This window comes from Achromobacter insuavis (assembly GCF_902859645.1).
Taxonomy (GTDB): Bacteria; Pseudomonadota; Gammaproteobacteria; order Burkholderiales; family Burkholderiaceae_B; genus Achromobacter; species Achromobacter insuavis.
On sequence record NZ_CADIJR010000013.1, the window covers coordinates 18874 to 39645 of the forward strand.

Consider the following 20772-nt stretch of genomic DNA (forward strand, 5'->3'; position numbering starts at 1 on the left):
CATGCCCATCATCAACACCACCAGCCGCCCGCGCATGGCGGCAATCTACGCCCCCGGCACCGTGCGCCCCGCCGCTGGCACGGCGAGGGCGACGTGCGCGGCTATCGTCCGCCCTCGGGTTGGACGGCACGCGCCGACCTCACGGACATTCATCCCATCACGGGCCGTGCCTTGGCGCGGGCCGTGTGGTGGATCATCGAGACGAAGGAATAACCGTCGTCGACACCGCGCCCAGGCCGTTCCGCCCTGGGCGCGGTGAACTTCAAAAATCCGGGCGCGGCGGTGGCCGCGCCCGGTGTTGAGAGCCGACAGCCCAATCAGAACGCCGCCGCCTTTGCAGGCCCGGCTGCGGTGTTGGCGCGTTGATACAGATGGCGCGAAGGCGCAATCACACCTTGATCGGGCCAAACATCCCCGTGTAGATCAGCGTTTCCCAAACCTTCTTGATCCCCTGTCCGGTCTCCTGGCTCACGAACAGCGACGATCGCGCGCCATGGGGGGCGCCCAGGAAATACGAGCGCATCGACTCCCATGTCTCCGCGACCTGGGACCAGGTCCAGCACGGAACCTCTTTCTCCAGGATCAAAGGCACTGCGATGGACAGCGGGATCATCTTGTCCATCGGTAAGGGCTCTTCCCAGTTGCACTTGACCAGTATCGGGGTGGCTTCTGGGTTGTAGAACTGCACATCCAGCTTCTCCGCTGTGATGTAAGCAGCGTGGTGGCGAGGAAGGGCTAGAACCGAGTCCAAGACCTCCTGACCATCGCCATAGGGACAGGTGATGAATCCATTGGCGAAGTACCGCGTGTGGTCGAGGCCTTTGTAGCCGCAGCGATCACTCGGTGTGGTGACGGGGTGGCGGCTATCGTGGTTGCGCACCAGTGGGTGCCATGAAGGGTATCTGTCAACCACCGGCCCGAGTTCATCCACGATGTCCTGCAGCGCTTGCTTGCTTCGCGCTCTTTCAGATTCGTCCGCATCCCGGGGGCGCAGGACAAGGTATTTCTCCACTTCTTCGTACCCGGCTTGCGCCGCTTCGTCTGCTCGAAATGCCATGATAGAACCGTCTTTCCTGATTTATGCGCGATGTTGATGAGTTTCGCATAAAATTGATGTTTTGTGCAAATTATGTCTAATTCATGTGGATCGCCAAGGATGGGGGAGGTTTTGCTGGGTTTTGGCGTGTCGACGCTAGCGCCGCCAAGCTCTCGGGCTGCGCCCCGTGCCGACTTCGCTGTCACGGCCATTCGGCTTCGATCCCTTGTATCTTTGAAGTGCGTGTTCGGCAATGCCGTCACGCCCGGACCTGCCAGGGTTCGGGGTTGGCCGCAGCATGTAGCCCGTCATCCCTCGGTGCCACTTGAGCCCGTGCGTGAGTCCTGGGCGCATGCTCGCGCCCGATCTCTGAAAGCCCGAACAGTTGCGTGAACGCCGTTCGCATTTGCAAGGAAGGGACGCGGAGATCATGGCCAATCAAGTTGCAGTCGGTATCGACATCTCCAAGAAGACCATGGATGTAGCCATCGGGCACGAGCAGTCCACGGCCATATTCAGTAACGATGGTGCTGGGCACCAAGCGCTGATCGCAGCGTTGAAGAACCATCCGGTCTCGCTGATCGTGATGGAGGCGACTGGACAGTACCAACTGGCCTGTGCTTGCGCTCTACAAGCTGCGGGATTCGCTGTCATTGTCATCAACCCTCGGCAGGCCCGGGACTTCGCCAAGGCCATGGGGCGATTGGTCAAGACCGACAGCGTGGATGCCAGGATGCTGGCTGAACTGGCGCAGGTGCTGAACCAGCGTCCTGATCGAGATCGCTTCATCAAACCGATGCCAGACCAGGTACAACAACACCTGCATGCACTGGTGCTTCGACGGCGGCAGTTGGTACGCTTGCTGGTCAGCGAGCGCCAACGCAAACACATGGCGCATCCGGAGGTCGTGCAAGATATTGCGGAACTGATGGATATGCTCGCGACGCAGCTTGAGGCGCTGGATCGAAGGATTGCGGAGCATCTGGCTCAATACCAGTCCGATCTGGCCACATTGCTCAAGAGTGTCAAGGGAGTTGGCCCGGCGACGGCTGCGACGCTGATTTCCGAGCTGCCGGAGCTTGGCCAGCTCAAGGCCAAGCAGATCTGCGCGCTGGTAGGTGTCGCACCGATGAACCGGGACTCAGGCCAGGCTCGCGGTAAACGCATCATTTGCGGCGGGAGGGCTACGGTCAGGAGCGCGTTATACATGGCCGCCATCGTTGCCATGCGGCACAACGCCGTGATACGGCGTTGCTATGAGCGCCTGCTGGCGGCTGGCAAGCCGAAGAAGGTTGCCATCGTGGCCTGCATGCGCAAGCTGCTGATCATCATGAATGCCATGGTCAAAACCGGGCGGCCATGGAATGACCAGCCTGCTCCGGCGTGACTTTCTATATGGTGGGCGGTAGTCACCATGCCCGGCCTGCGCACTGCGCCGACTGGCTTCAGATACCGATCGCCATGACCCAGCCCGCCAGCCCGGCCAGCAGCACCACGAGCGCTGGAGGCACGCGACCCACCGTCAGTAGCCCGAACGCAAGCAGCGCCAGCCCAAAATCCGCCTTGCCGTGGATGGCGCTGGTCCACATAGGGTCGTACAGGGCCGACACCAGAATGCCGACCACGCCAGCATTGATGCCTGCCATGGCCGTCTGGATACCCGCGCGGTGGCGTAGCCCTTCCCAGAACGGCAGCGCGCCGACCAGCATGAAGAAGGCCGGGAGGAAAATGATGCCCAGCAGGGCCAGCCCGCCGATCCAGCCATGCAGCGGCCCGTGGGCGACCGCGCCGAGATAGGCCGAGAACGTGAACAGCGGTCCCGGCACTGCCTGCGCCGCGCCGTAGCCGGCGAGGAAGTCAGCGTTGCTGACCATGCCACTGGGCACCACGGTGGCCTGCAGCAGCGGCAGCACGACGTGCCCACCGCCAAAGACCAGCGCACCAGAGCGGTACACCCCTTCCAGCAGCGCGACCGTGGACGAGCCCGTGGCAGCGGCCCACAGGGGCAGCCCGACGAGTGGCACTGCGAACAGCAGCAGCGCCACGATGCCCAGCTTGCGCGAAACCGGGTAGCTGTGGGCCTGGCCGCCGCCAGGTTGCGCGATCTTCAATCTCCACCAGCCCAGGAATCCCGCCGCCGCGATGGCGGCAAGCTGTCCCGCGGCTGAGGGCATGATCATGGTCAGCAGTGCCGCCAGAATGGCCAGGGCGGCACGGGGCCGGTCAGGACACAACGACTTGGCCATGCCCCATACGGCCTGCGCCACGATGGCCACGGCTACCACCTTGAGCCCATGGATCCAGCCGGACTGGGCCAGCCCGTGGTACTCGGCGATGCCAAAGGCGAACAGGATCAGCGCAATCGCCGACGGCAAGGTAAACCCCGCCCAGGCCGCCAGCAGCCCCAACCAGCCCGCGCGGCCCAGCCCCAGCGCCATGCCCACCTGGCTGCTGGCCGGCCCTGGCAGGAACTGGCACAGGGCGACCAGATCGGAATAGCTGCGGTCGTCCAGCCAGCGGCGGCGCTCGACAAACTCCGAGCGGAAATAGCCCAGATGCGCGATCGGTCCACCGAAGGAGGTCAGTCCCAGTTTGAGGAAGGCGCCGAAGACTTCGACGGGTGAGCCACGTGCGGCTGCGGCCTCATGCTGCAAGGTGTTGGTGGAATCTGTCATCTGTGCATCGCCTCCCCGGTGAATTCTCGGATGCGTTCCTTGGCCAGCGCCAAGCCTTCATTGCCCTTGGGTGTAATCGTGTAGAGCTTGCGCACGGTGCGCCCCTCACGCTCTTGGCGGGAGACGAGGTATCCGTCGCGCTCCATCTTGTGCAGCATTGGGTACAGCGTTCCAGGAGACAGGCGGTAGCCGTGGTGGGCTAACTCGTCGATCATCCATTGCCCATAGATCTCCTGCTCGGCCGCGTGGTGCAGCACATGCAGGCGGATCAGCCCTGACAGCAGGTCGTGGTGCTCCATGGCGCGGGGTGTTGGTTGCTCTTTCATATCGAATAACGATAACGAAAGTCGATATTATCACGGCACGCAGATGCCCCGAAGAGGCGCGCCTCTTCGGGCGCGCTTGGGAGGCTTGACTTTCAAGACAGTTGCTCACGTCTTCGCGCCAACGGCGCTGCGCGCTTTGTTTGCCTCCAGGGGAAAGCCCTGCGGGCTATCCCCGCCGCGCAGGCTTGGCGCCCCTGCATACCTCGAACCGGCGGCGCCGGATCGGCCATGCCAGCGCCGACGCGCGCTATGGCGTGTCACTCTTCTTCGCCACAGTCTCCAACTCCTGGCGCACCTGCGCCAGCAGCTGGTCGGCCTGCTGCAGGTCGTCGCAGGCATAGGCCAGGGTCAGCAGCGTGAGCGGGTGCACCTCCATGACCTCGCACAGCTCGGCCAGCTTGTTCAAGGTGGGGCTTTTGAGGTCGCGCTCCAGCGTGCTCATGTAGGTGCGGCTGGACACGTCGGAGAACGCCTCCTGGCTCAATCCACGCGCTTTCCTGATGGTCTTTAGTGCCTCCGACAATGTATGTTTCGCTGCCAACCTTGGATCTCCCCAAAATCCAAGATGACAGCCGATTGCGCCCTATAGGACTACAATCTATAGTGTTCAACTATGCTCGCCTGCCGCTTTCGTGCTTTTACGGAAATCCGTATCTGTGGCTTCTCACAGAAGCGCAAAGCCGCATCCGTGTCTTTCCTCAAACCCGCCGATGCGGTTTTGCGCTTTCACGCTTCGGCGGTTTTGTGCGAATGAGGGGACGCCCATGAACCAGCTCATCACCGAGGACGAGCGCAGGCTGTTGCTGGAACACGGCCAGGCCCGCGCCGCTGGCCGGGCCATCGACCCGCTGCCCGTGGTGCGGCTGTTCACGCCGGACGCACACGCCACCTGGCTGCTGGTATCGCTCGACCCCGCCGACGGCGATACGGCCCATGGCCTGATCGACTTGGGGATCGGCATGCCCGAGCTGTGCGAGATCAAGCTGTCCGACCTCACATCCATCGTCGGGCCGAGCAAACAGCCCGTGATGCGGGACCGGTATTTCCGGGCGGTGCGCCCGTTGTCGGAGTACCTGCGGCTGGCTCAGGAGAATGGTTCCATCCTCGATTGAGCCGTTCGCGCCCAAGCCAAGCCGGGCGCATTGAGACTATTTCGGTCTTGCTCCAGACCCGTCAGGTCTTAGTCCGCACTGTTGCACCAAATCGGTGCCATCGTGACGTAAACGGTCATGATGCCGGCCGTGCCATCGGGCACGGTGGATATCGCAGGAGGCGCGCATGTTCTCGCGCGCCACCGTCGCATTCAGACGATCCATGCAACCCATCGGATGCATTTCGTCTTGACACGCAAGTTACTAAGCTACCAGCTTATTCACGATTGGATGCTAGTTCGATGCGGTGACGTTTGCGTGTGAAACCGGTGACGGCCGTCCTGCTCTACGGGAGCTTGCGTCATGGCCGAACCGCACCACCTCGCGCACTGGTATCCGACTGCCGCCTACCTCTACGTGCTGTGCCTAGACACGCTGGCGCTGGCCTGGGAATACCTGCGCCGCCATCCTGACTACCAGCTCGACTGGCTGCGCCGTGCGCACCGCCCCGATGCTGCGCATCGCTGGGGCATGCGTCTGCTGGAAGACCCAGCCCTGGATGCGCGTGACGCGCATCCGGCCTGGCTCCCCGGCCATGAGGCCGTGGTGCAACTCCACCCCGATGCCGATCCGCCACCGGATGCCGAGCCGTTCGCGTTTTGGCGTATTCCCGGCCACAAGCAACTGTTGCATGACGGCAAGGGACTGGCGCTGATCGCGCGCAGCCCCGGCCATTGCCTGCGCTATGCGCTGGCGCCTGGCCTGGAGGACGGCATGGCCGTGGCCCATGCCTACCGTGGCCGTGGGGCCACCCACGTGCCTGACACGCCAGCACCCATGGCTCGGCCCCGGCCGCCCCCTGCCGCGTTGATGGAGCTGCACACCCTGCAGGCGCTCGATGCGACCCTGGCGGGCGCGTCCTTGCGCGAGGTGGCTGAAGGCCTGTTCGGCGCGGATACCGCGGCCGGTTGGTACAGCGATGGCGGCTTGCGCTCCAAGGTGCGCCGCCTGGTGCGGCGCGGCGATGCGCTGATGCGCGGCGGCTATCGACGCCTAGCACAGCTTGCGCCGCTTGAGAAGGGCCGTTTTGAAGGCCACGCAAAACGACCCTGAGCAGGAGAGCTTCGTTTTCTGAGACTGCCTCCATCCGGTTGCGCTGTGTGGCCGGAGCCCTGCAACCGATGGAGGTTCTCACCATGCGTCCTGCTCCCTTGCGGCCTGCCGCCGCACCCGCAACCACCCCGGCCGCTGCCGCGCAACCGCAGCGTTATCTGACCAACGACGAGGCCGCCGACTACCTGCGGCTGTCGCCGCGCACGCTGGAAAAGCAGCGCGTGCTGGGTGGCGGCCCCAAGTTCCGCAAGTTCGGCCGGCGCGTCATGTACGCCGTGGCCGACCTCGATGCCTGGGCTTCCGAGCGCAGCTTCGAGAGCACGTCCGATCCCGAATACGCCGAGCAGCACTCGGCGGACAGCCGTGCGCGCTGACCGCTGGAGCGCCGGAGGCCATCGCCATGTCCAGCCCCTTGGGGCAAGTTCGGCAGGAACGCGAGCAGCTCGATCTGTTCCGTGCCCTGCCGGGCGACATGGCGCCGCGCGACAGCCAGGACCTGATGGCCTTTCCGTTCTTCTCGCTGGCGAAGTCGCGGCGCACGGAGCCGATCGACTTCCGCGCCAGCGGCATCACGATCCGCGTGGAGGGCACGCAGGAGCATGGCATCGCCACGATCTGGGATGCGGACGTTCTGATCTGGGCCGCCAGCCAGATCGTGGAAGCGCGCGATGCGGGCTTGCGCCCGTCGCGGCTGATGCAGGCCACACCCTACGAGATCCTGCGCTTTATCGGGCGCGGTACGTCGCTGCGCGACTATCAGCGCCTCAAGGCGGCCTTGGATCGCCTGCAGTCCACCACGGTGGCCACGTCGATCCGGGAGACAACCGGAAGGCGGCTGCACCGCTTCTCGTGGATCAACGAGTGGAAGGAGCTGGCCGATGCCCAGGGCACACCCTTGGGGCTGGAGCTGATCCTGCCGGACTGGTTTTACGCGGGCGTCATGGATGCTGCGCTGGTGCTGACCATCGACCCAGCGTATTTCCGGCTGACCGGTGGGATCGAGCGGTGGCTGTACCGACTGGTGCGCAAGCACGGCGGGCGACAGCCTGGCGGCTGGCAGTTCGACTTCCAGCACCTGTACCGCAAGTCGGGCAGCGTGGCGCGGTACTACGACTTCGCCGCCGACCTGCGGGCACTGGTGGCGCGGCAAGCCTTGCCTGGCTACCAGTTGGGCATCGAGTACGTCTCGGGCATTGCCTCGCCGCTGCTGACGTTCCGGCCCGTGCCGTCCACGGCACGGGGATAACTGCTGCGCAGCCTGTGGACGGACTCGTGCTATCAGGCAACAGAGGTATCGTGCTATCAGGCAACGAATCCTCGTGCTATCAGGCAACAAAATCGGCCGCCAAGCCAATGATGGCGCGGGTTTCGGCCTCTCCTAACTTCCCTAACTTAAATTCTCTAACTTTTAGTAGAAGCGCCGCGTCTCGGTGGACAACCACCCAACCGGCGAGCGAAGGGCACGAAAACCAGCAGCGACAGCCGGGCTCTCCAGCAGGGAGGGCCAGGCTATGATCGTCGCGCTGCTCAACCAGAAAGGCGGCGTCGGCAAGACCACGCTCGCCACCCACATCGCCGGCGAGCTGGCGATGCGCGGGCAGTCGGTCATCCTGCTGGATGCCGACCCGCAAGGCTCCGCACTGGACTGGACGCAGCGCCGCAGCCAGCAAGGTTTGCCACGGCTGTTCAGCGCCGTGGGCCTTGCACGCGAAACGCTGCACCAGGAGGCGCCAGAACTCGCCAGGCGGGCTGATCACGTCATCATCGACGGGCCACCGCGCATCGCCGCCTTGGCGCGCTCCGCGCTGATGGCAGCCGAACGCGTGCTGATCCCGGTGCAGCCCAGCCCTTACGACCTGTGGGCCAGCGCCGAGATGGTGGCGCTGATCCGCGAGGCGCAGGTGTTTCGGCCTGCGCTGCGCGCGGCCTTCGTCATCAACCGGCGCGTAAGCACCACCGTGATCGGGCGTGAAGCACGCGGCGCGCTGGCCGATCAGCCACTTCCTGCGCTGCACTCGGAAGTGCATCAGCGCATCGTGTTCGCCGACAGTGTGGCCGCTGGCCGGCTTGCGCGCGAGATGGCGCCAGACAGCGCCGCCGCGCGCGAAATCACTGCGCTGGTCGATGAACTGCTGCGGTGGCCGTCATGAGCAGTCCTGCCAGCAAGCGCACGGGCAAGCGCATCGGCATCGGCATCGGCGCGCGTCCGCCCGCGAATCCGCACGCCGAGGCGTGGATTCGCCAGGGCAGTGCCGATGACCTCCAGAAAGGCGACCTCTACACGGCCCGCCTGACCCTCGACATCACGCCCGCCATGCGGGCGCGCATCAAGGTATCGGCCTTCACGCAAGGCGTGACGGTGGCCGATCTGTTGCGCGCGCTGCTGGAGCGGGAATTCCCGGAGAAGTCCTCATGAACACACCCGCCTCGACGGCTTCGGCACCGCCGTCCATCCCGCCTGTCGGCGTGGCCGACGGCGTGCCGCTGACGCGCGTTGCGCTCGCATACATCGACCAACGCTTCGACCTCTACCTGCGCTTCGGTGATCCTGCTCGCATCATCCGGTTCGACCGCTGGCGCCGCTGCGCGGTGTTCACACCGAACGCGGTTCTATGCCGCATCCGTTGGCAGGCCAACGACTACGGCACGATCCGCTGGCAGCTCATGGTGATGCAGGCTTGCATGCCGATGGATGGCGCGCAGCGCATCCCCGGCGTGCAACCAGGCGCACGCCTGTTGCTGCACGTCGAGGGTGAGCAATCGGTGCGTGCCGTGCTGGCACGCATCGACGCCATTGAGGCGCTGAGCATCGCACCTGCTGGCACTTCGCCCGCGTACTGGCGCACGCTGGGCAACCGGCTCGCGGCGCGCTTGCCGTTGCCCGAATACAGCGCCGAGCGGCACGCCGCCTGGCTGGCCGGGAGGGCGCTGTCATGACCACGATTTCTGTTCCCACTGCTCTCACGCATCCACACTCGCGCCTGCGCGCCCGCCTCATGCTGGCGGGCCTGTCCGCCTGCGGCCTCGCTGCGCTGGCCTGGGCGTCCTTCGTGCATCCACTGCCGCGCCTGACCTACAACCCGTCCGACAGCGTGGCGGTCGGCTGGTATCGCGTCGATCCGCTCGACCATCGCACCAGCTCGCTGCCACGTCCTTTGTCCGTGGGCAGCATCGTGCTGGTGCCGATGCCCGCAGAGGCTGCCGCCCTCGCTGCGCATCGCGGCTACCTGCCGACGCGCATCCCGTTGCTCAAGCGCGTGGGCGCGATGGCGCCGCAAGAGGTGTGTATCGCTGACGGCAAAGTCCGCATCGACGGCGTGCCTTCAGCCGCCGTGCTGCCTGCCGATCGCTGGGGCCGGCCGCTGCCATCCTGGCAGCAGTGCCGTCGCCTTCAGCCTGGCGAGCTGTTCCTGCTCAGCGTGACCAATCCGGCGTCGTTCGACAGCCGGTATTTCGGGCCGGTCAGCGCAGCCGCCGTGATCGGCGTTGCGCGCCCGGTTTGGCTGGAGTCGCGCCCATGATGGCCGCCGATTCGCTGTACGTCGCCATGCATCTCATCGTGCCATCGGGCGTGTCGTTCCGCTGTTCGTCGCCGTGTCGTCGCGCATGCAGTGCGTGTGCATTCGCACCGCACTTCGCGCTGTCTCAGGCGCAGCCGTCCCACGTGCAGGCGTCTTGCCTCGAACACGGCTGGCCTGCGGCCATCGCCGTGTTCGCCGGTGCGCTGGCTGCTGGTGCAGCCTTGCCACCGGGCCGCAATTGCCTGGAGCGGATGCGGGAGGCAAATGCGGAAGGCAAGACAAAAGGACGCGGCACCGGGCCGCGCCCAAAGCCTGTCTGCACATGGGGGTGGCGCGGCACGGAGCGGCTTCGCCACCGTGCCGCGTGGGGCGCGAGGCCCGCGCCAACGCAGGCATGTCCGCGTGCTTTGCACGACAGGACACGCCGTAGCTTGCGGGGAGCGCATCCATGACCGACCACCGCGACGACGATTTCCGCGTGCGTCCCAGCGCCCCGAAGAACCGGGGCAAGGGCCAGGGCCAGAGCTTCGTTTCCAAGGTGCTCAAGCAGGCGGGCAAGGCCAGCGGCGGCAAGTCCTCGATACGCCATTCCGCCGTGTCCGGCGGCCAGCGCGCAGGCCAGCGGCCCGGCTCGCGCCTGGGGCGCGGCCACACGGCGGCGCGTTTCGCCGGGGCGAAGCTGACGCCCATGTCGCGGCGCGTGACCATCAAGACGCTGCTGGTCAATCACCAACGGGCCAGCCCGCAGTCACTCGCCAAGCACCTGCGCTACATCGAGCGCGACGGTGCGGGCCGCGATGGCGAGCCGGGTCTGGCCTACGGGGCGCAGGCCGACGATGCCGACCTTGAAGCCTTGAAGGAACGCTGTGCCGATGACCGGCACCATTTCCGCTTCATCGTCTCGCCCGAGGATGGCGCCGAACTGGACGACCTGCGCACCTACACGCGGCATCTGGTGAACCGCATGGAAGCTGACTTGGGCACGCGGCTGGATTGGGTGGCGGTGGATCACTGGAACACCGACAACCCGCACACCCACCTGATCGTGCGCGGACGCGACGACACCGGCAAAGACCTCATCATCGCGGGCGACTACATCGCCCACGGCTTCCGCCACCGGGCCGCCGAGCTGGCGACGGAATGGCTGGGGCCGCGCACTGAACTGGAGATCCAGCAGACCTTGCAGCGCGAGGTGGAACAAGAGCGGTGGACGAGCCTCGACTGCACGCTGCAACGCGAGGCCGGCGAGGATGGCCGGGTGCAGATCGAACGCTTCAATGAACCAAAGCTGCAACGCCAGCGCCTGCTGTTGATCGGCCGCCTGCAACGCTTGCAGCGCATGGGCCTGGCCGACGAGACGCAGCCCGGCACCTGGGCCGTCCATGCGGATGCCGAGAAGACCTTGCGCGCCCTGGGCGAGCGCGGCGACATCATCCGCACCATGCAGCGGGCCATGAGCGGCCAGCCGCGCGAGCTGGCGGTGTTCGAGCCCGGCGACGACGGCCGCACCGTCATCGGCCGCGTGGCCGCCAAGGGGCTGGCCGACGAGTTGCACGACCGCGGCTATCTGGTCATCGACGGCGTGGACGGCAAGGCCCACTACGTCGCGTTGAACACCCGCGACGAGCTGGCGAACTATCCCACCGGAGCCGTGGTGGAGGTACGCGGTTCCGCCGTGGTGCGGGCGGCCGACAGGAACATCGCCGCGTTGGCGAGCGATGGCCTCTACCGCACCGATCATCACCTGGCGATCGAGCAAGGCCGAGCTGAGCCCGGCCGCGACCCGCAGGAGGTCGTCGCGGCCCACGTCCGCCGGCTGGAAGCCCTGCGCCGGGCCGGCATCGTGGAGCGCGTGGCCGATGGCTTATGGAGGGTGCCGGACGACCTGGCCGAACGTGGCCGCCAGTACGACTCGCAACGGCTGGGCGGCGTGGCCGTAGAGCTGAAATCTCATCTGCCGATTGAGCGGCAGGCACGCGTGATTGGCGCCACTTGGCTCGACCAACAACTGATCGGTGGCGGCAAGGGGCTGGGCGACTCGGGCTTTGGCGGTGACGCCAAGCAAGCCATGCAGCAGCGCGCCGACTTCCTTGAAGAACAGGGGCTGGCCGAGCGGCGGGGACAGCATGTGATCCTCGCCCGGAATCTGCTGGGCACGCTGCGCAATCGAGAACTGGCGCAGGTCGCCAAGGACATTGCCGCCGAAACCGGCCTGGAGCACCGCCCGACCACAGACGGGCAACGTGTAGCAGGTATCTACCGCCGATCCGTCATGCTTGCCAGCGGGCGCTACGCGGTGCTCGATGACGGGATCGGGTTCAACTTGGTGCCGTGGAAGCCTGTGATTGAGCGGCGACTAGGACAGCAACTTGCTGCGACAGTCCGGGGCGATACGGCGGTTTGGCATTTCACGCGGCAGCGCGGGTTAAGCCAGTGATCCACCTCACGACGATGGCTTTTATGGGGTCGTCATGCCTCTCAACTTGCCGCTACGCGCAAAGACAGGTTACAATTCAAGAGCAATTTTCAAATTCACAGCCAACACTATTGGAGTATCGACCAGTGTAACTATCAGTCTCGCAGCGAGCCGTTTCCTAATTTCAATCTTCGCTCGCACGAGGCTGTATGTATGACTGGCTGTGGTTTGCCAGCCCATAGTCTTGGGCTGTTCTCTATTCCGGGATCGGAAAGAGGCATTCGCGCCTAGTCCCGTTCCAGCCTGCGGCCGAGCCTGCACCGGAATAGATCAATGATGAAATCCTTACGTCAGGACTGGTTCTCCAATGTCCGACGCGACCTGTTAGCAGGCGTTGTTGTAGCGCTTGCCCTTATCCCTGAAGCAATCGCTTTCTCGATTATCGCAGGCCTTGATCCCAAGGTCGGCCTGTATGCCTCATTCTGCATAGCCACAGTGATAGCTTTCACTGGCGGTCGCCCTGGCATGATCTCGGCAGCCACAGGCGCGATGGCATTGCTGATGGTCACCCTCGTTAAAGAGCACGGGCTGCAGTACCTGCTCGCTGCCACCGTCTTAACCGGTGTACTCCAGATCATCGCAGGCTGGCTGCAACTGGGCACGCTGATGAGATTTGTTTCACGCTCAGTTATTACTGGCTTCGTAAACGCCTTGGCCATTCTGATCTTCATGGCTCAACTGCCGGAGCTGACGAACGTAAGCTGGCACGTCTATGCCATGACGGTTGCAGGCCTGGGCATCATTTACCTCTTCCCTTACGTTACTAAGGCGATACCGTCGCCGCTTGTCGCCATCGTGGTGCTGACAGCCGTCTCGATCTTACTCGGCCTCGACATTCGCACAGTAGGCGATATGGGGCAGTTGCCCGACAACCTGCCGGTGTTCCTACTGCCCGATGTCCCGTTGAGCTTGGAGACACTCCAGATCATCTTCCCAGTATCTGCAACTTTGGCCGTAGTGGGTTTGTTGGAATCCATGATGACGGCTTCCATCGTCGATGACCTCACCGACACGAGCAGTAACAAAAACCGGGAATGCGTAGGTCAAGGCGTCGCAAATATCGCGAGCGGCTTTCTTGGCGGAATGGCCGGTTGCGCGATGATCGGTCAGTCGGTCATCAATGTGAAATCCGGTGGCCGCGGCCGTCTCTCCACATTGGCCGCTGGCGTATTTCTTCTGCTGATGGTGGTTTTTATCGGTGACTGGGTGGCCCGTATCCCAATGGCAGCACTCGTCGCTGTGATGATCATGGTGTCCATCGGCACCTTTAATTGGGCCTCGATCCGTAACTTGCGAGAGCACCCTAAAAGCTCCAGTGTGGTGATGCTCGCGACTGTCGCTATGACAGTGGGCACCCACGATCTGGCCAAAGGCGTGCTGGTTGGTGTGCTGCTCTCGGGATTTTTCTTCGCCCAAAAGGTCGGTCGGATCTTCCATGCCTCCTCGCACACGGAGGACGAAGGCCGCATGCGCGTTTACACCATTACCGGCCAAGTGTTCTTTGCATCGGCCGAACGCTTCGTCAATTCATTCGACTTCAAGGAAGCCATTGAAAAGGTGCGAATTGACGTCGGCCGCGCCCATTTCTGGGACATCACTGCGGTTAGCGCCTTGGACAAGGTAGTCATCAAATTCCGGCGAGAAGGTACGGAAGTGGAGGTGACTGGCCTGAACGAGGCCAGCGCCACGATGGTGGACAAGTTCGGGATTCACGACAAGGACGGCGCAGCGGACATGCTCGCAGGCCACTAAGAGGAGAGCAAATCATGAAAAACGAAAATAAAGTGCTTGCTTGCGTCGATCAATCACGCTACGCGGTTCATGTGGCCGACTGCGCTGCCTGGGCGGCACGCCGTATTGATGCTCCGCTGGAGCTTCTGCACGTGATCGACAGCCATCCCGAGCGGGCAACGGATGACGATCACAGCGGCGCAATCGGTATCGACGCTCAAGAGAGTCTGTTGGCACATCTGTCTGCAGAAGATGAAGCACACGCCAAGAGCGCGAGGGAGCAAGGCCGGTTGTTTTTGAACCGACTGCGCGAACGCGCAATCTTGGCAGGTGCAGCCCGTGTCGATGTGCGACAGCGCCACGGTTCTCTGGAAGATACGTTAATTGAGCAAGCGCAAGGCTTGCGTTTGCTGGCGTTGGGGCGAAGAGGCAAAGGGGCCAGAACGCACGAAAATGAGCTAGGCCATCACGTCGAAAACATTATTCGCGCTTTAAAGCTTCCGATTCTTACTGTAAGTGAAGAATTCAAGCCTCCTGAGCGCGTCATGATCGCTTTTGATGGCGGCACTGCAATTCGGCGTGGCATGGAGATGTTGTCCAGCAGCCCTTTGCTGCGAGGCTTGCCCATCAGAATTTTGATGTCTGGAAATCAATTTGGCGGTCAAGCCAAATCGCTTGAATGGGCGAAGCAAACTCTGTCGAGAGCGAGCTCTGAAGTGACCGCTTCGCTAGTGCCCGGAGATGCCGGAGCAGTGGTCGAAAAGGCAGTGAAAGAACAGGAAATTGACCTGCTCATTATGGGGGCATTCAGTCACTCGCCACTGCGCGCTCTTCTGTTCGGAAGCAAGACGGCTGAATTACTGCGTTCGTCACACATTCCAATTCTTCTACTGCGTTAAGTCTTGATCAACGCCACTAATTGGCTGTCAGGTTTGAGCCAAACCGATCACCGTCAACCGGCAATACATCTGGATGGGAAGTTTGAAGCGAACTAGTTGATCTGCGCTGCATAAGGCGATTTGTCCCGCTGATAACAACCTGTCCTTTTAGAAGTTTTCAACACATTGGCGGTTCATGACGAGAGTTTGTTGAAAGGCGCGCGTGAGCGGTGGCCACGCGCCTATGGACAGGGAGATTCCTATGGAATTGCGTCATCTACGCTGCTTCTTGGCCGTCGCAGAAGAACTGCACTTCGCACGCGCCGCTGAAAAACTACACATCGAGCAATCGCCGTTATCGCGCACCATTAAAGAACTAGAAGCTGATGTCGGCGAGCAGCTATTCATCCGTACTAGCCGCAGCACTCGATTGACACGGGCAGGGAAGCTTTTCCTCGAGCATGTTCCTCGCATCTTCACGGCCTTACAGCAGGCTCGCGATAGCGTTAAGGCAGCGGCCAATGGCTTTCATGGGCAACTGCGCATCGCTCTGTCTGACGGCATCACGCCTTCACGTTTACCGACGTTACTCGCGCTATGTCGGCAGGAGGAACCCGAAGTCGATTTGCGCCTTTTCGAGGTGCCGCTTTCTCAACAGATCAAGGGGCTACATGACGATCTATACGATGTTGGGTTTGCGCAGTGGAACAAAGTCGGCCAAGGTATCGTAGCCGAGGCGGCGTGGCGTGATGCGTTAATGGTGGCAGTGCCTGCGCGGCATCCATTGCTCAGGTACAAGCGCATTCCGCTTGAAGAGGTTCTGCGTCATCCACTAGTGCTTTGTGATCCTTCGATTTGCGAAGGGCATGCCCGGCAGGTTGACGGCATGCTTCAGCGAGCAGGCCTGGAACCGCTGATTGCAGAACGTGTTGCGTCCTTCGACCTAATGATGGCGCTAGTGGCAGCAGGCTTTGCCTTGGGTTTAGCCGGAGCGCCACATATCACAGGTAGCCGCGAACCCGGCGTAGTCGCCCGTTCGCTGGCAGGGCGAACTCCCATGCTCGTTACGTATGTGCTGTACCGCGAGGACGAGTTCACCGAATCGGTGACACGATTCAAACAGCGCGTCCACGCAATCGACTCTCCCGAAGGGACGGAAAAACCCACGTTTTAAACCCTATCTGCGAGAGGATGTCGGATCATGATTTTGAAGCTGATTGCCCCGTTCTTGCTGGTTGCTGCAATCACCGCCTGCGGCCCATCCGAGCCGTCGAACCAGGAAGCTATTGTGCCGACCGTCGAAGAGCTGGCCGCCGATCCCGAGCGCTTGAAGGAACTGCGCCTCCAGTGCAAGACCGAGCGCCCGACGATGGGCGACGTGCTGTGCAACCGGGTGGCCGAAGCGACGAACAAGCGCTTCTTCGGCGACGGCAAGGTGCCTTACACGCCATCGGAAACGCCGCCGAAGTTCTGACCGTTGGCGGCTTGCCGCATATCCTGTTTTTCTTTCTTAACACGCCGCAGCGCGCTCATGCCTGCGGCGTTTTTATTGGCTTTGTCCCTGCATGAAACCATGCTTTCTGCATCACCTTGCTGCCGATAACGGTCTTTGACCGGCACTGAACCGACACCGATCCTGACGTCTGCGGCACGCCTTCGTGCCGCGTTTTCCACGGGGAATCAGCGCAGGAGAAATCGGAGGCCAAGGTATGCAGGCTCAAGGTGTGTTGTTCGGGCAGATCGCCGCCGTGTTCGGCATCGTGATCGCCGGTGTGTGGGTTGCCACGCAATGGACAGCCGCAGCCTTGGGCTACCAACTACGCCTGGGCTCGCCCTGGTTCGACTTCCACGGCAAGCCGGTCTATTACCCGTGGAAGCTTTTCGAGTGGTGGTTCTTCTTCGATGCCTACGCGCCGCAGGTCTTCGACACCGGCGGCATGATCGCGGCAAGCAGCGGCCTGCTGGCCGTGGCGGTCGCCATCGCCATGTCGGTGTGGCGCTCGCGCCAGGCGCGCAAAGTGACGACCTATGGCTCGGCCCGCTGGGCCGATGCCGCCGACATTCGCAAGGCCGGGCTGACGCAGCCTGCTGGCGTCTTTCTCGGCCAGCATGACGGCCACTACCTGCGGCACGAAGGGCCGGAACACGTCCTGACCTTTGCGCCGACGCGCTCCGGCAAGGGCGTGGGCCTGGTGGTGCCGACGCTGCTGTCCTGGCCGGCATCCGCCGTCATCCATGACATAAAGGGTGAGAACTGGCAGATCACCGCTGGCTGGCGCAGTCGATTCAGCCACTGCCTGCTGTTCAACCCGACCGATGCCAGTTCAGCGGCCTACAACCCGCTGCTGGAAGTAAGGCGCGGCGCGCATGAGGTACGCGACGTGCAGAACATCGCCGATATCCTGGTCGATCCCGAAGGCGCGCTGGAGAAACGCAACCACTGGGAAAAGACCAGCCACGCGCTGCTGGTCGGGGCGATCCTGCATGTGCTGTACGCGGGGGAAGACAAGACGCTGCGCGGCGTCGCCAACTTCCTCAGTGATCCGGCCAGCCCGTTCGAGCTGACCTTGCACCGGATGATGACGACCAAGCACCTGGGCGGTGCCCAGCATCCCGTCGTTGCATCCGCTGCCCGCGAAGTGCTCAACAAGTCGGACAACGAGCGGTCGGGCGTGCTGTCCACCGCCATGTCGTTCCTTGGTCTGTACCGTGATCCGACCGTGGCGGAAGTCACTTCGCGCTGCGACTGGCGCATCGGCGACCTGATCGCAGCAGAGTATCCGGTATCGCTGTATCTGGTAGTGCCGCCTTCCGACATTTCGCGCACCAAGCCGCTGATCCGGCTGATCCTCAACCAGATCGGCCGGCGGCTCACCGAATCGCTCGATGGCAGTGACGGTATCGAGCGCCGGCACAAGCTGCTGCTGATGCTCGATGAGTTCCCGGCGCTTGGCCGTCTGGACTTCTTCGAGACGGCGCTGGCCTTCATGGCGGGCTACGGCATCCGCAGCTTTCTGATCGCGCAGTCGCTCAACCAGATCGACAAGGCGTACGGGCAGAACCATTCGATTCTGGACAACTGCCATGTGCGCGTGACCTTCGCCACCAACGACGAACGAACCGCCAAGCGTATTTCAGAAACTTTGGGCACCGCCACTGAGTTGCGCGCCCAGCGCAACTACGCAGGCCACCGGCTTGCACCGTGGCTGGGGCACCTGATGGTGTCACGCCAGGAAACCGCACGTCCGCTGCTGACGCCGGGCGAAGTGATGCAACTACCGACCGATGAAGCGGTGGTGATGGTGTCCAGCGTCGCACCGATCAAGGCGAAGAAGCTGCGCTACTTCGCCGACGCCAATTTCAAACAACGGGTATTGCCCCCGCCTGTAGTAACGGCTGGCCCCTACGCCGATGTACCGCCTGCACGACCTGACGATTGGAGCGGCCTGGCAATACCCGCGGTTCCTGCGGCACCGGCCACGGCATCCGCCGATGACCTGGAGGCCTTGGGCTCGACTGACGACGGCGGCCCACGCCGCCAGCCCGAACTGTCGGAAGCCATCGCCTATGCCCCCGAGATGGACGCCCCGACCAGCGATCTGTCGCTGCTCGATGACGACGACATGCCCCCGGTGCTTCCCGACCAGCTCGACCCCGCACTGCAACGCACGGCGCGACTGGCTTCTCTCGACCCCAACGACGGAATCAACCTATGAGCCAATACCGATTGAACCTGTTCATTCAGCACGAGCACGCCAAGCGCCTGGACGAGCTAGCCACGAAGAAAGGCGTCTCGAAGTCCAGCATCGTCGCCGCTGCCTTGGCGTCCTGGCTGTCGCCCGATGCTGGCGACCAGCGTGAGGCCGCCATCGCCAAGCGGCTGGATCGTCTGTCGCGGCAGGCCGAGCGTCTGGAGCGTGACCAGAACATCCAGATCGAAACGCTGGCGCTGTTCATCCGCTACTACCTGACCGTCAGTACGCCGGTGCCCGAAGCCCATCAGGATGCGGCTCGCGCTCAGGGCAAGGCTCGTTTCGAGCAGTTCGTCGAACAGTTGGGTCGGCACCTGATGCGTGGCCGCAGCCTGGTGCGCGACGTGGTGGAAGAACTGCACCCCCAAGGTCGTGAGTTCGGCATGCGCATGGACGACGCGGCGGCGTTGGCCGAAGCCCATCAACGCACAGCGGAGCGTGCGTCATGAGTGCCGTTCCACAGACCCCGCCCGATCCACGCTCATCCGCTGAGGCGTCCCAGGATCGCCGCATCCAGATGCTGCGCACGGCGATGGGGCCGGTGATCGCTGCTGCGCTGGAAGACCCGGACGTTGTGGAGGTGATGCTTAACCCCGACCGGACATTGTGGGTGGATCGGCTGTCCTCTGGCCGTGCGCCGCTCGGCGTCGAACTGCCCGAGGCCGATGGCGAACGCATCATCCGCCTGGTGGCCGCCCACGTCGGTGCGGAGGTACATCGCGGCCAACCGCTCTTGACTGCCGAGCTGCCGGAGACGGGCGAACGCTTCGAGGGCATCTTGCCGCCCGCTGCACCTGGCCCGGCCTTTGCGCTGCGCAAGCGTGCCGTGAGCATCATCGGTCTGGATCGCTATGTGGCCGAAGGCATCCTGACTGCTGGGCAGGCCGAGTTTCTGCGTCACGCCGTGCGCGAGCGGCACAACATCCTAATCGCCGGAGGCACCAGTACCGGCAAGACCACGCTGGCCAATGCCTTGCTGGCCGAGATCGCCGCCACCGGCGACCGCGTACTGGTGCTCGAAGACACCATCGAACTGCAATGCGCTGCCCGTGACCATGTGCCGCTGCGCACCCGCGCAGGCGTGGTGTCGATGCAAGAGCTGGTGCGCGCCACGATGCGGCTGCGCCCGGATCGCGTGATCGTCGGCGAAGTGCGCGGCGGCGAAGCGCTGGATCTGGTGAAGGTCTGGGGCACTGGCCACCCCGGTGGCATCGCCACCATCCATGCCGGCTCCGCCTTGGGTGCGCTGCTGCGCCTGGAACAACTGATCCTCGAAGTGGCGGTGCATCCGCCCCGCGCCCTGATCGCCGAGGCGGTCAATGTCGTGATCCACATCGCAGGCCGTGGACGCAAGCGCCACGTCGAAACCATTTCTCGCGTCGTCGGTTTCGACGGCGAGGGCTACCGCCTGGCGGATGCGCTGGAAGCACCGTTCTCCGAGCTTCCGCCGGTTCCTCTTGCAGCCGCTGCCGCTGCGCCTTCCTCGATCCCTGACCAACCTGGAGAACTGCCATGACGCAGATGCACGTTCCTGCTTTCCGCTTTTCCGTAAATCCGCTTTCCCACCTGTCCAGCCTGGCACGACTGCGTAGCCTGGCCCGCCCCGCACGGCAAGGGCTGCTGCTGGCAGCGCTGCTGCTGTTCCTGGCCGGAACCGCGCAGGCGGCCGGTTCCTCGATGCCGTGGGAAGGCCCGCTGCAATCCATTTTGGAGTCGATCCAGGGGCCGGTGGCTCGCATCGTCGCGGTCATCATCATTATTGCGACGGGCCTGGCGCTGGCCTTCGGTGATACCAGCGGTGGCTTCCGCAAGCTGATTCAGATCGTCTTCGGCCTGTCCATCGCCTTCGCGGCTTCGAGCTTCTTCCTGTCGTTCTTTAGCTTCTCCGGCGGGGCCGTCGTATGAGCACGGCCACCGATCTTCCGGGGTTTGAAGTGCCGCTGCATCGCTCACTGACCGAGCCGATCCTGCTGGGCGGTGCGCCGCGCACCGTAGCGATCGCCAACGGCACGCTAGCCGCCGCCGTCGGGCTGGGCCTGCAACTGTGGATTCCCGGCGTGGTGATGTGGATCGTCGGCCATTCGCTGGCGGTTTGGGGGGCGCGTGTCGATCCGCAGTTCATGCAGGTCTTCGCCCGGCACATCAAACACAAGCCGCTGCTGGACGCATAGGG

General features: G+C 63.5%; 24 protein-coding genes and 1 pseudogene. 20 read left to right on the plus strand and 5 right to left on the minus strand.

Annotation, left to right across the window (positions count from 1 at the left end):
• Position 1: 1 nt before the first annotated feature.
• Positions 2-213: pseudogene (locus H0523_RS32125) on the plus strand (hypothetical protein).
• A 175-nt stretch (positions 214-388) separates the two neighbouring features.
• Here the strand turns inward: H0523_RS32125 and H0523_RS09675 are convergent.
• A complete protein-coding gene (locus H0523_RS09675) occupies positions 389-1057 on the minus strand; it encodes a hypothetical protein (RefSeq protein ID WP_019043442.1) in 669 nt (222 codons plus the stop codon).
• A 409-nt stretch (positions 1058-1466) separates the two neighbouring features.
• On the opposite strand from H0523_RS09675, the gene H0523_RS09680 reads away from it, so the two are divergent.
• Complete coding sequence (locus H0523_RS09680) at positions 1467-2423, plus strand: IS110 family transposase (protein ID WP_024570162.1); 957 nt, start codon at positions 1467-1469, stop codon at positions 2421-2423.
• 58 nt (positions 2424-2481) lie between these two features.
• Here the strand turns inward: H0523_RS09680 and chrA are convergent, their stop codons facing one another.
• The 3 genes from chrA to H0523_RS09695 all read right to left on the minus strand — a co-directional run bounded on the left by chrA (position 2482) and on the right by H0523_RS09695 (position 4578).
• Positions 2482-3711, minus strand: a complete 1230-nt coding sequence (gene chrA, locus H0523_RS09685) for a chromate efflux transporter (protein ID WP_019043444.1) — start codon at positions 3709-3711, stop codon at positions 2482-2484.
• The gene (locus H0523_RS09690; RefSeq protein WP_019043445.1) at positions 3708-4010 is read right to left on the minus strand and encodes a PadR family transcriptional regulator; all 303 of its coding nucleotides are present in this window, start codon (positions 4008-4010) and stop codon (positions 3708-3710) included. Before H0523_RS09690 ends, chrA begins: the two co-directional genes overlap by 4 nt.
• 274 nt (positions 4011-4284) lie before the next feature.
• Entirely contained in the window at positions 4285-4578 is a 294-nt protein-coding gene (locus tag H0523_RS09695) for a helix-turn-helix domain-containing protein (protein WP_024570163.1), read from the minus strand.
• Positions 4579-4801: 223 nt separating this feature from the next.
• Here H0523_RS09695 and H0523_RS09700 point away from each other — a divergent pair, with 223 nt between their 5' ends.
• The 13 genes from H0523_RS09700 to H0523_RS09760 all read left to right on the plus strand — a co-directional run bounded on the left by H0523_RS09700 (position 4802) and on the right by H0523_RS09760 (position 16321).
• The gene (locus H0523_RS09700; RefSeq protein WP_019043447.1) at positions 4802-5149 is read left to right on the plus strand and encodes a DUF2958 domain-containing protein; all 348 of its coding nucleotides are present in this window, start codon (positions 4802-4804) and stop codon (positions 5147-5149) included.
• 342 nt (positions 5150-5491) lie between these two features.
• On the plus strand, positions 5492-6241 hold the full coding sequence (locus H0523_RS09705; RefSeq protein ID WP_019043448.1) for a DUF2285 domain-containing protein: 750 nt from the start codon (positions 5492-5494) through the stop codon (positions 6239-6241).
• Between the two features lie 83 nt (positions 6242-6324).
• Positions 6325-6615 carry a helix-turn-helix transcriptional regulator gene (locus H0523_RS09710; protein WP_024570164.1) on the plus strand — a complete coding sequence of 97 codons (291 nt, stop codon included), beginning with the start codon at positions 6325-6327 and terminating at the stop codon, positions 6613-6615.
• Between the two features lie 26 nt (positions 6616-6641).
• Complete coding sequence (locus H0523_RS09715) at positions 6642-7487, plus strand: replication initiator protein A (protein WP_019043450.1); 846 nt, start codon at positions 6642-6644, stop codon at positions 7485-7487.
• Positions 7488-7752: 265 nt separating this feature from the next.
• Positions 7753-8391, plus strand: coding sequence for a ParA family partition ATPase (gene parA, locus H0523_RS09720; RefSeq protein WP_019043451.1), 639 nt, complete (start codon positions 7753-7755; stop codon positions 8389-8391).
• Complete coding sequence (locus H0523_RS09725; protein ID WP_019043452.1) at positions 8388-8657, plus strand: hypothetical protein; 270 nt, start codon at positions 8388-8390, stop codon at positions 8655-8657. The genes parA and H0523_RS09725 overlap by 4 nt, the downstream gene beginning before the upstream one ends.
• Complete coding sequence (locus H0523_RS09730; protein WP_019043453.1) at positions 8654-9178, plus strand: DUF2840 domain-containing protein; 525 nt, start codon at positions 8654-8656, stop codon at positions 9176-9178. Before H0523_RS09725 ends, H0523_RS09730 begins: the two co-directional genes overlap by 4 nt.
• Positions 9175-9762, plus strand: coding sequence for a S26 family signal peptidase (locus H0523_RS09735; RefSeq protein ID WP_019043454.1), 588 nt, complete (start codon positions 9175-9177; stop codon positions 9760-9762). Before H0523_RS09730 ends, H0523_RS09735 begins: the two co-directional genes overlap by 4 nt.
• Positions 9763-10210: 448 nt before the next feature.
• Positions 10211-12199 (plus strand): relaxase/mobilization nuclease and DUF3363 domain-containing protein, encoded by a 1989-nt coding sequence (locus tag H0523_RS09740; RefSeq protein WP_019043455.1) that lies wholly within the window; start codon positions 10211-10213, stop codon positions 12197-12199.
• 312 nt (positions 12200-12511) lie between these two features.
• Positions 12512-13990 carry a SulP family inorganic anion transporter gene (locus H0523_RS09745; RefSeq protein ID WP_019043456.1) on the plus strand — a complete coding sequence of 493 codons (1479 nt, stop codon included), beginning with the start codon at positions 12512-12514 and terminating at the stop codon, positions 13988-13990.
• A 14-nt stretch (positions 13991-14004) separates the two neighbouring features.
• Positions 14005-14868, plus strand: a complete 864-nt coding sequence (locus tag H0523_RS09750; RefSeq protein ID WP_019043457.1) for a universal stress protein — start codon at positions 14005-14007, stop codon at positions 14866-14868.
• A 241-nt stretch (positions 14869-15109) separates the two neighbouring features.
• A complete protein-coding gene (locus H0523_RS09755) occupies positions 15110-16021 on the plus strand; it encodes a LysR family transcriptional regulator (protein WP_023083103.1) in 912 nt (303 codons plus the stop codon).
• A gap of 33 nt (positions 16022-16054) precedes the next feature.
• A complete protein-coding gene (locus tag H0523_RS09760) occupies positions 16055-16321 on the plus strand; it encodes an EexN family lipoprotein (protein ID WP_024570447.1) in 267 nt (88 codons plus the stop codon).
• Here H0523_RS09760 and H0523_RS09765 read toward each other — a convergent pair.
• Positions 16288-16521 carry a hypothetical protein gene (locus H0523_RS09765; protein WP_127913711.1) on the minus strand — a complete coding sequence of 78 codons (234 nt, stop codon included), beginning with the start codon at positions 16519-16521 and terminating at the stop codon, positions 16288-16290. The genes H0523_RS09760 and H0523_RS09765 overlap by 34 nt on opposite strands.
• A 35-nt stretch (positions 16522-16556) precedes the next feature.
• Between H0523_RS09765 and H0523_RS09770 the strand changes: the two genes are divergently transcribed.
• From H0523_RS09770 to H0523_RS09790, 5 genes are read left to right on the plus strand one after another with little or no spacing between them, the layout of a single operon-like run.
• Complete coding sequence (locus H0523_RS09770) at positions 16557-18563, plus strand: conjugal transfer protein TraG (RefSeq protein ID WP_019043460.1); 2007 nt, start codon at positions 16557-16559, stop codon at positions 18561-18563.
• Entirely contained in the window at positions 18560-19048 is a 489-nt protein-coding gene (locus H0523_RS09775) for a hypothetical protein (RefSeq protein WP_023083102.1), read from the plus strand. The genes H0523_RS09770 and H0523_RS09775 overlap by 4 nt, the downstream gene beginning before the upstream one ends.
• The gene (trbB, locus tag H0523_RS09780; protein ID WP_019043462.1) at positions 19045-20115 is read left to right on the plus strand and encodes a P-type conjugative transfer ATPase TrbB; all 1071 of its coding nucleotides are present in this window, start codon (positions 19045-19047) and stop codon (positions 20113-20115) included. Before H0523_RS09775 ends, trbB begins: the two co-directional genes overlap by 4 nt.
• Positions 20112-20504 carry a TrbC/VirB2 family type IV secretion system protein gene (locus H0523_RS09785; RefSeq protein ID WP_019043463.1) on the plus strand — a complete coding sequence of 131 codons (393 nt, stop codon included), beginning with the start codon at positions 20112-20114 and terminating at the stop codon, positions 20502-20504. The genes trbB and H0523_RS09785 overlap by 4 nt, the downstream gene beginning before the upstream one ends.
• Positions 20501-20770, plus strand: a complete 270-nt coding sequence (locus tag H0523_RS09790; protein ID WP_019043464.1) for a VirB3 family type IV secretion system protein — start codon at positions 20501-20503, stop codon at positions 20768-20770. Before H0523_RS09785 ends, H0523_RS09790 begins: the two co-directional genes overlap by 4 nt.
• The last annotated feature ends 2 nt before the right edge of the window (positions 20771-20772 follow it).